The 15,476-nt window shown below is 64.3% G+C and carries 10 protein-coding genes; all 10 read left to right on the top strand.

Features of this window, described 5'->3' with window-relative positions; translation table 11 throughout:
• The first annotated feature begins 220 nt into the window (after positions 1-220).
• Positions 221-1,597, top strand: coding sequence for a sodium:alanine symporter family protein (locus R3355_RS21480; protein ID WP_318948875.1), 1,377 nt, complete (start codon positions 221-223; stop codon positions 1,595-1,597).
• A gap of 147 nt (positions 1,598-1,744) precedes the next feature.
• The gene (gene tpx, locus R3355_RS21475; RefSeq protein ID WP_318963104.1) at positions 1,745-2,245 is read left to right on the top strand and encodes a thiol peroxidase; all 501 of its coding nucleotides are present in this window, start codon (positions 1,745-1,747) and stop codon (positions 2,243-2,245) included.
• A gap of 157 nt (positions 2,246-2,402) precedes the next feature.
• Positions 2,403-3,614, top strand: a complete 1,212-nt coding sequence (locus R3355_RS21470) for an MdtA/MuxA family multidrug efflux RND transporter periplasmic adaptor subunit (RefSeq protein ID WP_318963103.1) — start codon at positions 2,403-2,405, stop codon at positions 3,612-3,614.
• Entirely contained in the window at positions 3,611-6,703 is a 3,093-nt protein-coding gene (locus R3355_RS21465) for an MdtB/MuxB family multidrug efflux RND transporter permease subunit (protein WP_318963102.1), read from the top strand. The genes R3355_RS21470 and R3355_RS21465 overlap by 4 nt, the downstream gene beginning before the upstream one ends.
• Before the next feature lie 127 nt (positions 6,704-6,830).
• Positions 6,831-9,938: an efflux RND transporter permease subunit gene (locus tag R3355_RS21460; RefSeq protein WP_318963101.1), complete on the top strand. Its 3,108-nt coding sequence runs from the start codon at positions 6,831-6,833 to the stop codon at positions 9,936-9,938.
• Positions 9,939-10,088: 150 nt separating this feature from the next.
• On the top strand, positions 10,089-11,555 hold the full coding sequence (locus tag R3355_RS21455) for an efflux transporter outer membrane subunit (protein WP_318963100.1): 1,467 nt from the start codon (positions 10,089-10,091) through the stop codon (positions 11,553-11,555).
• 100 nt (positions 11,556-11,655) lie between these two features.
• Entirely contained in the window at positions 11,656-12,135 is a 480-nt protein-coding gene (locus R3355_RS21450; protein ID WP_318948881.1) for a chemotaxis protein CheW, read from the top strand.
• On the top strand, positions 12,122-13,669 hold the full coding sequence (locus R3355_RS21445) for a CheR family methyltransferase (protein ID WP_318963099.1): 1,548 nt from the start codon (positions 12,122-12,124) through the stop codon (positions 13,667-13,669). Before R3355_RS21450 ends, R3355_RS21445 begins: the two co-directional genes overlap by 14 nt.
• Positions 13,654-14,262: a chemotaxis protein CheW gene (locus R3355_RS21440; RefSeq protein ID WP_318963097.1), complete on the top strand. Its 609-nt coding sequence runs from the start codon at positions 13,654-13,656 to the stop codon at positions 14,260-14,262. Before R3355_RS21445 ends, R3355_RS21440 begins: the two co-directional genes overlap by 16 nt.
• A gap of 35 nt (positions 14,263-14,297) precedes the next feature.
• A partial coding sequence (locus tag R3355_RS21435) for a methyl-accepting chemotaxis protein (RefSeq protein ID WP_318963095.1) occupies positions 14,298-15,476 on the top strand: 1,179 nt, incomplete at its 3' end.

Here is a 15,476-nt window from a genome sequence, read left to right as displayed (position 1 = left end):
GCCGGTTGCTGGCGGTAAATTCAGCTGAGTATTGTCTTCTAATTAGTGAAATAGACTGCCCGTCTCTTCATATACTGGCGCCCGCTTCAGCAAGGGCGAGCCTTTCCGGCGTTCACCCTTGCCGTATGCGTAGCTGATGGCGTCAAGCGCTGCCTATCCGGCGGCCGAGCATGCGAAGGGTACCCAACCTCGCGACTACTACAAGAATAAGGAACCTTATATGGAATCCCTCAACAGTTTGGTCAGTCTACTCAATGGTCTCGTCTGGGGCCCACCGATGCTGGTGATGATCCTCGGCACCGGTCTGTTCCTGATGCTGCGCCTGAAATTCATGCCGCTGAGCAAGATCGGCGCCGGTTTCAAACTGATGTGGCAAGGCCGCAAGAAAGGCGACGCCGAAAGCGGCGAGATCACCCCGTTCCAGGCATTGATGACTTGCCTGGCGGCCACTGTCGGTACCGGCAATATCGCCGGCGTCGCCACGGCGATTTTTCTCGGCGGCCCCGGCGCCCTGTTCTGGATGTGGTGCACCGCGCTGGTCGGCATGGCCACCAAGTACGCTGAAGTCGTGCTGGCAGTGCATTACCGCGAGAAGGACGAGCGCGGCGAACACGTCGGCGGACCGATGTACGCGATCAAGAACGGCCTGGGCAAGAAGTGGCTGTGGCTGGGTACTGCGTTTGCCATCTTCGGCGGCTTCGCTGGTTTCGGCATCGGCAACATGGTTCAGGTCAACAGCATGGCCGCGGCCCTCGAGGCGACGTTCGCCGTGCCGCTGTGGCTGACCGGTCTGGTCACCATGCTCTTCGTCGGCCTGGTTATCCTCGGCGGTATCAAACGCATCGGTAAGGTCGCCGCCACCCTGGTGCCCTTCATGTGCGTGGCCTATATCATCGCCGCCATCGTGGTGCTGGTGGTCAATGCCGCGCAGATTCCCGCCGCCTTCGAGATGATCTTCACCTACGCCTTCTCCCCGGTTGCCGCCACTGGTGGTTTCGCCGGTGCGGCGGTCATGGCGGCGATCCGCTTCGGTGTGGCGCGCGGCATCTTCTCCAATGAGGCGGGCCTGGGCACTGCCGGTATCGCTCAGGCGGCTGGTACCACCACCAGCTCGGTGCGCTCGGGCATGATCGGCATGCTCGGCACCTTTATCGACACCCTGGTCATCTGCACCCTGACTGGCCTGGCGATCATCTGCTCCGGCGTCTGGACCAGTGGTCTCAGCGGTGCGGCACTCTCGGCGGCGGCCTTCGAGTCGGCCATGCCGGGTGTCGGTGGTTATATCCTGACCATTGCCCTGGTGGTGTTCGCCTTCACCACCATCCTCGGTTGGAGCTACTTCGGCGAGAAATGCTGGGAATTCATGGTTGGCACCAAGGCCATTCTGCCATTCCGCATCCTCTGGGTTTTGGCGGTGCCGTTCGGCGCTGTCGCCCACCTGGACTTCGCCTGGTTGGTCGCGGACACCCTCAACGGCCTGATGGCAATCCCCAACCTGTTGTCCCTGTTGCTGCTCAGCCCAGTGGTGGTCAAGCTGACCCGCGACCACTTTGCCCGTGAGGTTCGTGTGGGTGGCGTCGAAACCCTGCAGCGTTAAGCCGTAGCGGTTGATCGCGTCGCCTGAGGTAGGTGCCAGTCATCTGCCGTAATGAAAAAGCCCCGGGTTTCGGGGCTTTTTCATGGGCATCATGCTTAAATCTGACTTGGCTTTTTCGCTCATATCCCCAGCAAGAGGACACTTCCGATGGCTCAAGTAACCCTGCATGGCAATCCGGTACAAGTCGCTGGTCAGCTGCCACAACCCGGTCAGCAAGCCCCGGCCTTTACCCTGGTCGGTGCCGATCTGGCCGATGTCAGCCTGGCCAGCCTGGCCGGCAAACGCAAGCTGCTGAATATTTTCCCCAGCGTCGATACCCCGACCTGCGCGACCTCGGTACGCTCGTTCAACGCCGGGGCCAGCAAGCTGAATAACACCGTTGTCCTGTGTATCTCCGCCGACCTGCCATTCGCCCAGGCGCGCTTCTGTGGTGCCGAAGGCCTGGAAAACGTGATCAACCTGTCGACCATGCGCGGCAGCGATTTTCTCAAGGACTATGGCGTCGCCATCGCCGATGGCCCGTTGGTGGGCGTCGCCGCCCGCGCCGTAGTGGTGCTGGACGAGCATGACAAGGTCCTGCACAGCGAGTTGGTCGGCGAGATCGGCAACGAGCCGAACTACGAGGCGGCCCTGGCCGTGCTCAAGTAACACCTGGCAACACAGCCGACGGCCTCCCTTGGAGGCCGTTTTCATTTATGGCTCAGGGGTTTAGCCACCTAAGCCGGAGGTAAATAGCCGGTAAAGAGGCTTTGCTTCATGGCTGACACTGCTTATCGTTCAGGCATTCAAAGGAAGTGACGCCGCCATGCCTGAAACAAGCGCAATACCCCGTACCTCGACGCAGTCACGCCAATGGCTGATTGGCCTGATTCTGTTGGCGCTGCTGCTCGTGCTGATCTGGTGGTTCTGGCCCGCCAAGCCGCAGACAGAGTCTGGTGGTCGCTGGCGTGAAGGCGGGCCGGTGCCGGTGCGGGTGGCGACTGTCACGCAAGGCAGTTTCCCGGTCGAGCTGAAGGCCCTGGGCACCGTGACCGCCTACAACACGGTCAATGTGCGTGGCCGGGTGGAAGGCGAACTGGTCAAGCTGCTGTTCGAGGACGGCCAGCGGGTCAAGGCCGGCGATCTGCTCGCGGTGATCGATCCGCGGCCTTATGAAGTGGCCCTGCAGCAGGCCCTGGGGGTGCAGCAGGAAAATCAGGCGCAGTTGCACAATGCCGAGTCGGACCTGGCGCGTTACCGTGGCCTGTACGCCGAAGACTCGATCGCCAAGCAGACCCTCGACACCCAGCAGGCCCTGGTCAACCAGTACCGCGGCACCCTCAAGAGCAATCAGGCCGCGGTGGCCGAGGCGCGCCTCAATCTCGACTTCACCCAGGTGCGCGCGCCCATCAGCGGACGGCTCGGCCTGCGTCAGGTGGATCTCGGCAACCTGGTCAGTTCCGCCGACGCTCTGCCGCTGGTGGTGATTACCCAGACCCTGCCGATTTCCCTGATATTCACCTTGCCCGAGGCCGAGTTACCGGCAGTGCTGCGCCCGTTCAGGGCGGGGCAGACCTTGCGCGTCGAAGCCTGGGACCGCAACGAGAAACTCAAGTTGGCCGAGGGGCAACTCGAGAGCCTGGACAACCTGATCGATACCGCCACCGGCACGGTCAAGCTCAAGGCGCGCTTCGAGAATGCCGAAGAGCTGCTGTTCCCCAATCAGTTCGTCAACGTCCGCCTGCTGGTGGAGACCCGCGAGCAGGCCCTGCTGATTCCCGCTGCGGCCCTGCAGTTCGGTACGCGCGGTACCTTCGTCTATGTGATCGATGAGCAAGACAAGGTGCAGCTGCGACCGATTGTGGCGGGGCCGAGCAATGGCCGGATGACCCTGATCGAGGAGGGCGTCGCTGTCGGCGAGCGCCTGGTGCTGGAGGGCACCGACCGCCTGCGTGATGGCAGCGCAGTCGAGGTGGTCGGTGAAGGCCAGGCACCAACCGCCAGGCAAACCAGCGTACGCACACCGGCAGACGCATGAACGCCTCCCGTCTGTTCATCCTGCGCCCGGTCGCCACCACCCTGATCATGCTGGCGATCTTTCTCAGCGGTCTGATCGCCTATCGCCTGCTGCCGGTGTCGGCGCTGCCCGAGGTGGATTATCCGACCATTCGCGTCATGACCCTCTATCCCGGCGCCAGCCCGGATGTGATGACCAGTGCGGTGACCGCGCCGCTGGAGCGCCAGTTTGGCCAGATGGCGGGCTTGAAACAGATGTCCTCGAGCAGTTCCGGGGGCGCCTCGGTGATCACCCTGCGCTTCAATCTGGAGGTAAAGCTGGATGTCGCCGAGCAGGAAGTGCAGGCGGCGATAAACGGGGCGAGTAACCTGCTGCCCGGCGATCTACCGGCACCGCCGGTGTACAACAAGGTCAACCCGGCGGACACCCCGGTACTGACCTTGGCGATTCGTTCGGACAGCCTGCCGTTGCCGCAGGTCTTCGATCTGGTCGATACCCGCCTGGCGCAGAAACTGGCGCAAACCAGCGGCGTCGGCCTGGTTACCCTGGCCGGTGGCCAGCGCCCGGCGGTGCGTATTCGGGTCAATCCACAAGCCCTGGCCGCCTATGGCCTGAACCTCTCCGATGTGCGCAGCCTGATCACCGCGAGCAACGTCAATCAACCGAAAGGCAACTTTGACGGGCCGACCCGGGTCTCGCAACTGGATGCCAACGACCAGCTGAAGTCGCCGGATGAATACCGCGAGCTGATCCTCAGCTACCAGGACGGCGCTGCGTTGCGCCTGAAGGATGTTGCCGAGATCGTCGACGGTGCGGAAAACAATCGCCTGGCAGCGTGGGCCAACCGTAACGAAGCGGTGCTGGTCAATGTCCGGCGTCAGCCCGGTGCCAATGTGATCGAGGTGGTCGACAGCATCCAGGCCTTGCTGCCCAGCCTCACCGAAGGCTTGCCGGCCAGTGTCGAGGTCAGCGTGCTGACCGACCGTACCCAGACCATTCGCGCTGCAGTGCGTGATGTGCAGCACGAGTTGCTGCTGGCAGTGCTGCTGGTGGTGCTGGTGACCTTCCTGTTCCTGCGCAAGCTGTCGGCAACGATCATTCCGTCGATCGTCGTGCCGCTGTCGCTGATCGGTACGTTCGGCGTGATGTACCTGGCCGGCTTCACCATCAACAACCTGACGCTGATGGCCCTGACCATCGCCACCGGTTTTGTGGTCGACGACGCCATCGTCATGCTGGAAAACATCGCCCGTCACCTGGAAGCCGGCGAAACTCCACTGAATGCCGCTCTAAAGGGCGCCAAGCAGATCGGCTTCACCCTGATTTCGCTGACCATCTCACTGATCGCGGTGCTGATTCCGCTGCTGTTCATGGCCGATGTGGTCGGGCGATTGTTCCGCGAGTTCGCCATCACCCTGGCGGTGGCGATCCTGATTTCCCTGGTGGTGTCGCTGACGTTGACGCCGATGATGTGCGCGCGCCTGCTCAGGCATGAACCGCAGGCGCAGCAGGGGCGCTTCTACAAGGCCAGCGGTGCGATTATTGACGGCATGATCGCGCGTTATGGCATCTGGCTGCAGTGGGTGCTCAAGCGTCAGCCGCTGACCCTGCTGGTCGCCATCGCCACCCTGGTCCTGACCGTGCTGCTTTACCTGGCTGTGCCCAAAGGCTTCTTTCCGGTGCAGGACACAGGGGCGATTCAGGGGATATCCGAGGCGCCGCAGTCGATTTCCTTCGGCGCCATGAGCGAGCGCCAGCAGCGCCTGGCCGATGTGATCCTGCAGGACCCGGCGGTGGTCAGTCTGTCGTCCTACATTGGTGTGGATGGCGACAATCCGACGCTCAACAGCGGGCGCCTGTTGATCAACCTCAAGCCACATGCCGAGCGTGATGTGACGGCCAGCCAGGTGATCGAACGGCTGCGGCCCGAATTGGCCAGGCTCAGCGGCATCGAACTGTTCCTGCAGCCGGTGCAGGATCTGACCATCGAAGATCGGGTCAGTCGCACCCAGTTCCAGTTCAGCATGGAGTCGCCGGAGCAGGCGCTGTTGGACGAGTGGGTGCCCAAACTGGTCGCCGCATTGCGTGAACAACCGCAACTCAGCGATGTGGCCAGCGACCTGCAAAGTCGCGGCCTGCAGGTGTTCCTGCAGATCGATCGGGACATCGCCGGGCGCCTTGGCGTGAGCATCGCCGACATCGACGACGCTCTCTACGATGCCTTCGGCCAGCGCCAGATTTCCACCATCTATACCCAGGCCAGCCAGTACCGGGTGGTGCTGGAAAGCCAGAACGCCGGCAGCATCGGCCCGGCTGCGTTGCGCCAGATCCATGTGGCGACGGCCGAGGGTGGACAAATCCCCTTGTCGTCGCTGGCACGAATCGACGAGCGCGCGGCCAGCTTGCTGATCAACCATATTGGTCAGTTTCCGGCGGCGACCCTGTCGTTCAACCTGGCCGCAGGCGTGTCCCTCGGCGAGGCGGTGGCGGTGATCGAACAGGTGCAGCAGGACATCGGCCTGCCGGGCGGGGTGCAGACCCAGTTCCAGGGTGCGGCCGAGGCCTTTCGCGCCTCTCTGTCGAGCACCCTGCTGCTGATCCTGGCGGCGATCGTCACCATGTACATCGTCCTCGGCGTGCTCTATGAGAGCTATATCCACCCGATCACCATCCTCTCGACCCTGCCCTCGGCCGGGGTCGGCGCGCTGCTGGCGTTGCTCTTGACCGGCAACGACCTGGGCCTGATCGCGATCATTGGCATCATTCTGTTGATTGGCATCGTCAAGAAGAACGCGATCATGATGATCGACTTCGCCCTCGACGCCGAACGCAACCAGGGCATGGCGCCGGAGGCGGCGATCTATCAGGCGGCGCTGTTGCGTTTCCGCCCGATCCTGATGACCACCCTGGCCGCGCTGTTCGGTGCCATCCCGCTGATGCTGGCTTCGGGCTCCGGCGCCGAGCTGCGCCATCCGCTGGGTCTGGTAATGGTCGGCGGCCTGCTGCTCAGTCAGGTGCTGACGCTGTTCACCACGCCGGTGATCTACCTGTACTTCGACCGCCTGTCGCGGCGCCTGACCGGGCGCAGTGCGGCTGGGGTACTGGTATGAGCCGTAGAGCGCATTTGCTCGCCTCGCCGACTTATCGGGGCGAGGGTGGTTGGCTGCATCCCCTCACCCTAGGCCTCGCCCCTGAGGGGAGAGGGGACTGTCCGCGGTTTTCTCAGGTTCGTTCGCCATGAACCTCTCCGGCCCCTTTATCCGCCGGCCGGTGGCGACCCTGCTGCTGAGCCTGGCGATTTTGCTGCTCGGCGGCGTCAGCTTCGGCCTGTTGCCGGTGGCGCCGCTGCCGCAGATGGATTTCCCCACCATCACGGTACAAGCCAGTCTGCCTGGCGCCAGCCCGCAGATCATGGCGTCGAGCGTGGCCACACCGCTGGAACGCTCGCTCGGTACCATCGCCGGCATCAGCCAGATGAACAGCCGCAGCAGTCAGGGCAATACGCGGATCATGCTGCAGTTCGATCTGGACAAGGACATCAACGCCGCCGCCCGCGAGGTGCAGGCGGCGATCAATGCCGCGCGCGAGCTGCTGCCCAGCGGCATGCGCGCGATGCCGAGCTACCGCAAGGTCAACCCGTCGCAGGCGCCGATCATGGTGCTGTCGCTGACCAGCGAGGTGCTGGATAAGGGCCAGCTCTATGATGTGGCGTCGACCATCCTGGCGCAGAAGCTGTCCCAGGTGGGCGGCGTCGGCGAGGTGAGCATCGGTGGCAGCTCGTTGCCGGCGGTGCGGGTGGCCCTCGAACCGCGCCTGCTCGACCAGTACGGCATCGCCCTGGACGAGGTGCGCCAGACGATCACTGCAGCCAACGCCAAGCGGCCCAAGGGTGCGGTGGAACAGGGCGACCGCCACTGGCAGGTGCAGGCCAGCGACCAGCTGGAGAAAGCCGCCGACTACCTGCCGCTGATCATTCGCTACCAGGATGGCGCCGCCGTGCGCCTGGGCGATGTGGCGACGGTCAGCGATGGGGTGGAGGATCGCTACAACAGCGGTTTCTACAACGACGAACAGGCGGTGCTGCTGGTGGTCAATCGCCAGACCGGGGCCAATATCATCGAAACCATCGCCAGCATTCGCCAGCAGTTGCCGGCGTTGCGCGCGGTGATTCCGGCCAGCGTCGAGGTGGAAGTGGCGATGGATCGCTCGCCGGTGATCCGCGCCACGTTGCACGAGGCCGAGCGTACCCTGCTGATTGCCGTGGCCCTGGTGATTCTGGTGGTGTTCGCCTTCCTCGGCCGTTGGCGCGCGGCGTTGATCCCGGCGCTGGCGGTGCCGGTGTCGCTGGTCGGCACCTTCGCGGTGATGCACCTGCTCGGCTTTTCGCTGAACAACCTGTCGCTGATGGCACTGATCATCGCCACCGGCCTGGTGGTGGACGACGCCATCGTGGTGCTGGAGAACATCACCCGGCATATCGAGGCCGGCGACACGCCCATGGCCGCCGCATTCAAGGGCGCGCGCGAGGTGGGCTTCACCCTGCTGGCGATGAACCTGTCGCTGGTCGCGGTGTTCGTCTCGATCCTGTTCATGGGCGGCATCGTCGAGCGCCTGTTCCATGAGTTTTCCATCACCCTGGCGGTGGCCATCGTCATCTCCCTGCTGGTCTCGCTGACCCTGACGCCGATGCTCTGCGCGCGCTGGCTCAAGCCTGAAAAGCTGGAGCAGCCGGCCAATGCCATGCAACGCATCGGGGCGCGCGTGCAAGCGCGGGTACTGGATGTCTATCGGAGCAGTCTGGATTGGGCGCTGAATCACTCGCTGCTGATGTTGTTCAGCCTGCTGGCGACCATCGCGCTGAATGTCTTCCTGTTCGTCAGTGTGCCCAAGACCTTCCTGCCGCAGCAGGACACCGGTCAGCTGATCGGTTTCATCCGCGGCGACGACGGTCTGTCGTTCCAGGTCATGCAACCGAAGATGGAAATCTTCCGCCGCGCGCTGCTGGCCGACCCGGCGGTGGACAGTGTGGCTGGCTTTATCGGCGGCTCCGGCGGGATCAACAACGCCTTCATGATCGTGCGACTGAAAACGCTCAGCGAGCGCCAGCTGTCTTCGCAACAGGTGATCGAGCGCCTGCGTCGCACGATGCCCAAGGTCCCCGGTGGGCGGCTGTTCCTCATGCCCGATCAGGACCTGCAGATCGGCGGGCGCGAAGGGCGCAGTTCGGAGAACGAATACATGCTGCTGTCTGGCGACCTGGATCAGCTGCGCCAGTGGCTGCCGGTTGTGCGTGAAGCGCTGCGCGCCTTGCCCGAACTCACCGATATCGACGCCAAGGAAACCGATGGCACCCAGCAGATCCGCCTGCTGGTCGACCGCGATGCGGCCAAGCGCCTGGGCGTGGACATGGCGATGATCACCGGGGTGCTCAACAACGCGTTCAGCCAGCGTCAGGTGTCGACCATCTACGACAGCCTCAACCAGTACAGCGTGGTGATGGAAATCAACCCGCAATATGCCCAGCACCCCGAAGCACTGGAGCAGATCCAGTTGATCACCGCCGCGGGCGCCCGGGTGCCACTGTCGAGCTTCGCCCGCTGGGAGCGCAGCCTGGAAGAGGATCGGGTGCACCACCAGGGTCAATTCGCCGCAGAGAATATCGGCTTCGCCCTGGCCGAAGGCATCAGCCTGGAGCAGGCCAGCGTGGCCATCGAGCGTACGGTGGCGCGGCTCAACCTGCCGACCGAGGTGCAAGGCATGCTCGGTGGCACCGGTGGCGCCTTCCAGCAGACCCAGCAGAACCAGCCGTGGATGATCCTGCTGGCGCTTGGCGTGGTGTATATCGTCCTCGGCGTGCTCTATGAGAGCTATATCCACCCGCTGACCATCCTCTCCACCTTGCCCTCGGCCGGGGTCGGCGCCTTGCTCGCGCTGCAGCTGATGAGCATCGAATTCAGCCTGATCTCGCTGCTCGGCTTGTTCCTGCTGATCGGCATCGTCAAGAAGAACGCCATCCTGATGATCGACCTGGCCCTGCAGCTGGAACGCCAGGAGCAGTTGAGCCCGCAGGAGTCGATCCGCCGCGCCTGCCTGCTGCGTTTCCGGCCGATCATGATGACCACCCTGGCGGCGATCCTCGGCGCGCTGCCGCTGGTGCTGGGCAGTGCCGAAGGCTCGGAGATGCGTCAGCCGCTGGGCATTACCATCGTCGGCGGGCTGATTCTCAGCCAGTTGCTGACGCTCTACACCACCCCGGTGATCTACCTGTATTTCGATCGCCTGCGCCACCGGGTCAACCGCTGGCGCGGCGTGCGTACCGACGCTGCTTTGGAAACTCCGTTATGAAAGGTTATGGCCGCAAGCCGGTCCAGTTCGTAGGGTGCGCCATGCGCACCAAGGGTTTATGGCTTGCGCTGGTGCGCACGGCGCACCCTACCGATTGCTGACCCTGCATCGCCCAAACGCCTTATGCATCACCTGATTGGTAATAGCCTTATGAAAGCCCTAGTTGCCTACCGTTTACCCAGCTTGCTGGCCTTGAGCCTGGCCCTGAGTGCCTGCGCCATCGGCCCGGATTATCAGCGTCCGCAATTGCAAACCCCGGTGCAGTTCAAGCAGATCGAAGGCTGGACTGCCGCGGTGCCCAGCGATGCGCTGGAACGCGGCGCCTGGTGGGAGCTGTATGGCGATGATGAATTGAGTGGCCTGGTCGGCCGCCTGAATCTGTCCAATCAGAACCTCGCCGCCAGCGAGGCCCAGTACCGCCAGGCCCGCGCGCTGGTACGTGGTGCGCGCGCGGCCTTCTATCCGAGCCTGTCGAGCAGCGCCGGCGTGAGTCGGGCCGGGCAGGGCGGGGGTGACAGCACCCTGAGTACCTCCGATGGCTTCGCCGTCAGCGGCTCGAATGCGGCGAGTATCTCGAAGAGCTACGACCTGAGCCTGAACGCCGCCTGGGAACTGGATATCTGGGGCAAGCTGCGCCGCTCGCTGGAGTCGAGCCGTGCCGGTTTCGCGGCCAGCGCCGCCGATCTGGCCGCGCTCAAGCTCAGCTTGCAGGCCGAGTTGGTGCAGACCTACCTGCAACTGCGCGTGCTGGATGATCAGCAGCGCCTGCTCGATGCCACCGTGGCCGCCTATGCGCGTTCGCTGCGCCTCAGCGAAAACCAGTACAACGCCGGCATAGTGCCAAAATCCGACGTCAGCCAGGCACTGACCCAGCTGAGAAGCACCGAAGCCCAGGCCATCGACCTGAAGTGGCAGCGCGCCCAGCTGGAACACGCCATCGCCGTGCTGATCGGGGTGCCGCCGAGCGAGCTGAGCATTGCCGCCCGTAAGCAACTGCCGGCTTTGCCGGCGATTCCCGTGGCGCTGCCGTCGCAACTGCTGGAACGCCGCCCGGATGTGGCCGCCGCCGAACGCCGGGTGATCGCCGCCAACGCCGAGATTGGCGTGGCCAAGGCCGCCTGGTACCCGGACCTGACCCTCTCCGCCACCGGCGGCTACCGTGGCAGCAGCTTCGCCGACTGGATCAGTCTGCCCAACCGCTTCTGGTCGCTCGGTCCTGACCTGGCGTTGAGCCTGTTCGACGGCGGCGCCCGCCGCGCCGAGCTGGAACGCCGCGAAGCCGCCTATGACCAGACTGTCGCGCAATACCGTCAGGCGGTGCTGGACGGTTTCCGCGAGGTGGAAGACTACCTGGTGCAGTTGCGTGTGCTGGAACAGGAGGCCGTGTTGCAACAGCAGGCACTGGACGCTGCCCGCGAGTCCCTGCGCCTGATCGAGAACCAGTACCGCGCCGGCGCCGTCGACTTCAACAGTGTGGTCAACGTACAGGCCACCGCATTGAACAATGAACGCAGCAACCTGACCCTGCTCGGCAGTCGCCTGACCGCCAGCGTGCAACTGATTGCCGCCCTGGGAGGTGGCTGGCAGGCGCCTTCCCCGGATACGGCAGAACCCTAGCCGTGCTGCCGTGGATCTCTGGTCGACGGCACTGGACGTTGGCCGCTTCTGAACTAGGGTTCTAGGAGGATATCCAGCGTAGGGTGACAGGGACACATCTATGGACAGATACGTGATGTTGCCCTTCTGGTTGGCTGAACAACGGTTAGCGGTAACCCTCGATCAAGTGGTGCGCGTGCTGCCGGCCCTGCAGGTCACCCCTTTGCCTGGCGCACCCGAGGCGGTCTGTGGGCTGGTGAATGTGCGCGGCAAGCTGCTCCCGGTGGTGGATCTGGCCCGGCGCTTCGGCTGGGCCACGCCTGTGCTCGGCCTGTGGCAACCGTTTATCTGGCTGCGCAGCAGCACGCGTGAGCTCCTGCTCCCGGTGACGCGGGTGGAGTCGGTGTGTAGTGCTGTGGCAGACGACTTCATTCCGGCACCGGATCCACGGGTCCCCTCCAACCTGCTGCGCGGGGTGTTGCGGACCGATGAAGGTCTGCTGCTGATCCAGGACGTCGAACAACTGCTCAGCGACAGCGATGAGGTGCAACTGGCTGCGCTGTTGACGGACACCGGGAGACTGGCCGATGCAGCGGACTGAAGCGCGCTGCTCGCCACGTCTGTTGGCGGCCTTGAATCACAAGGTGCATCAGCACCTGGGGATGGATTTCTCCGGGGCGCGGGGGGCCGACTTGCTGCGGCGCCTGCAGCTGCTGGCCCTGGAGTTGCAGGTGACGGATCTCGAGCCCTGGCTGCAGCAACTGGCCTTCGCCGATTGGGATGCGGAGCTGGTGCAGACGCTGATCCCCGCGTTCAGCGTCGGCGAGACCTATTTTCGTCGCGATGCCGAGGCGCTCGACTGGTTGGCAGTCAACCACCTGGGCCCGCTGCTGGTGCGCCGACGCCAGGCCGGGCAGCGCAACCTGCGCCTGTGGAGCGCCGGCTGTTGCACCGGCGAGGAGGCCTACAGCCTGCTGTTCCTGCTCGACCGGCTGCTCGGCGCGGAGCGCGACAGCTGGACATTGGAACTGTTCGCCAGCGACATCAACGCGGCCTTTCTCGCGCGAGCGGAGCAGAGCCTGTATGGCGCCAATGCCTTTCGCCGCAACGAAGCGACCTTCCGCAGCCAGCACTTCGAGGCCGAGGGCCGCCTGTGGCGGGTGCGGCCGGCCTGGCGTGGGCGCATCCGCTTCATCCAGTACAACCTGGCCGATGACCTGCACGCCTGCCCGATGCAAGGCGCTGACCTGATTCTCTGTCGTAACGTGCTGATGTATTTCTCGGCGACCCGCGCGGCCAGCGTGCTGCACCGGTTGCTCGGCTGCCTGGACCGCGACGGGCTGTTGCTGCTGAGCGCGGTCGAGGCCGGCATCGCCACCCAGGCCGGATTCAATGGTTTCTGGGCCGGTTGCAACTATGCCCTGAACAGCAGCGCCGGACGCGCCGTGCCCGACGCTGTGCCGGCCGACTTCACGGCGTGCCAAGACATCTCGCCCGCCACCCTGCCGAGCGTTGCCGGTGGCCAGGCCCCGTGGCCACGCCGGGCCGACTCGGCCGTTGGCGTCGACAGGGTCTGGCCACCGGTCAAGCGTGCGGATGCCGGCGTTCCGTCCGAGGGTCTCTGGCAGCAGGCGCAACGGTGCCTGGATGCCGGCGACTACGCCACGGCCCGCGAAGCCCTGCTGGCCTATCTGGCCTGTGCCGGCCTGAGCCATGCCCAACAGCACCAGGCCTGCCTGCTGCTGGCGCGCAGTTGGGCCGACCAGCAGCAAATCGACGAGGCACAGGACTGGCTGCAGCGGGCGCTGCTGCTGGATCCCGGCTCGGTCATGGGTTACTGGTTGCAGGCCCTTCTGGCACAGCAGAGTGGCGATATTGCGGCGGCCCTGCTGGCGTTGCAGAAAACCCTCTATCTCGACCCCGGCTTCATCCTCGGCTACTTCCTGCAGGCGCGCCTGTTGCGTGTGCAAGGCCGCGGGCGGGCCAGCGACAAGGCGTTGCAGGTCTGCCGCCAGTTGCTCGGCGAGCAGGACGACGAAGCTTTGGTAGCGCAAGGCGATGGCATGAGCTGTGCCCAGCTGCTGCGTGTGTGCGAGCAATTACTGGAGGAACAACACGTATGGCCGAACCGGTGAACGACGATGCGCGCTGGGCGCAGGTGCATGAACGCCTGGCCGAGTTCGAACGGCGCTTGCTCGATGGCTTCGCCATGGCCCCCGAGCAGTGGGCTGCCCGTCTGCGCGAGCGCACCCGGCAATGGGCCTGCGCGGAGCAGGCCGAGGCGCCGCAGGATCAACTGGAGGTGCTGACCTTCAGTCTCAGTAATGAGCTGTATGCCATCGGCAGCGAGCATGTCGCCCAAGTGCTGCCGCTGAACCAGTACACACCCTTGCCGAACACCCCTGCCTATGTGCTGGGTATCGTCAATGTGCGCGGCCGCATCGTCTCGGTGCTGGACCTGCGGGTACTGTTCGAGCTGCCGATTGGCGGCCTTGCCGAGCGCAGCTTCCTGCTTGTCCTGCACAGCGCGGAAATGGAGTTCGGCCTGTTGATCGACCGCGTCCTTGGGGTTGCGCAAATCCGCCGCGAGGCCCTGCAAGACGGGCCGGCCAACCTCTCCGGGGTGCGGGCGAACTATCTGCTGGGGGTTACTTCAGAGCAATGTACGGTACTCGACGGTACGCGCCTGCTGGGTGACCCGAATCTGCGGGTGCTGGCCGACGATTAGCAAGACGATTGGCAATATGGAGAGGGACAAGCGCGATGGATAACAACGTTCTGCGGTTCAACATAGGCAGCAAGCTGATCATGGCCTTCGCCCTGCTGATCCTGGGCTTCGGCGGCCTGCTGTTCTTCACCTTGGAGCGCTTCGTCAGCCTGCAGCAAAGCGAAGAACTGCAGTTCAAACAAAACTACGAACGGCTCTCCGCAGCGAAGGAGTTGCGCATCAATATCGCGGCCCAGCGTAGCGATCTGCTGCTGGCAATAGACGAGGGTACGCCTGAGGAGTTGGATGTGCGCGAGGAGGAAATCCGCAGGCACAGCGAAGAAAACGACCTTCAGGTAAAACGCCTGCAGGTGGCGGCCAGCGATGATCCGGAAGTCGGCGATATTCTCGAGCAGTTACTGGCGGTGCGCAGTCTGGCGGCGAAGACCCGCGAGCAGCAACTGCAGCTTATCCGCAGTGGCCAGTTGGAGCAGGCGCGGGACCTGAGCAGCGGCATACAACAGGAGCGGATCGACAGAATCCACGAATTGGGCCTGCAACTGGCCAGACTGACCGACCGGCGTATAGCCGAGGGTTTGGCCAACTCGCACCAGTCGCTGCAGGATCTGCGCGAGCGCATTCTCAATATGAGCCTGCTGCTGGTGGTGGCCAGCGTCGTCCTGACCTGGTTGCTCAGTCGGCATATCGCCTTGCCGCTGGCACGCCTAACCGGCTGGGCCGAGCGCATCGGTCGCGGCGAGATCCCCCGGGAGGTCATTGCCAGCACCCGCCAGGACGAAGTAGGCCGGCTGGGCCAGGCATTCGGCGCCATGAGCCAGTACCTGCGCGAGCTGGTGCAGGAGATGAACGAAGGCATCTCGGTGCTGGCCAGCTCCAGCGAGGAGATTCTCGCCGCCACCAGCCAGGTGGCCGCGAGTACCCAGGAAACCGCCACCGCGATCAGCGAGATCGCCACCACGGTGGAGGAAGTCAAGCAGACCGCGGTACTCGCTGGCAGCAAGTCGCAGGCGGTCGCCGAAAGTACCGAGCGCACCCGCCAGGTGGCTCTGGGTGGACGGCAGGCGGTGGAGGAAGCGCTGGCCGGCATGCAGCAGATCCGCGAGCAGATGCAGGCGGTGGCCGAGAGCATCATGCGTCTGGGCGAGCAGAGCCAGGCGATCGGCGAGATCGTCGCGTCGGTCGGCGACTTGGCCGAGCAGTCCAACCTGCTCGGG

Source organism: Pseudomonas sp., from assembly GCF_033723075.1.
In the GTDB taxonomy this organism is placed as follows: Bacteria; Pseudomonadota; Gammaproteobacteria; order Pseudomonadales; family Pseudomonadaceae; genus Aquipseudomonas.
The sequence above is the reverse complement of the archived record's forward strand: the minus strand, read 5'-3'. Positions and strand labels throughout refer to the sequence as shown.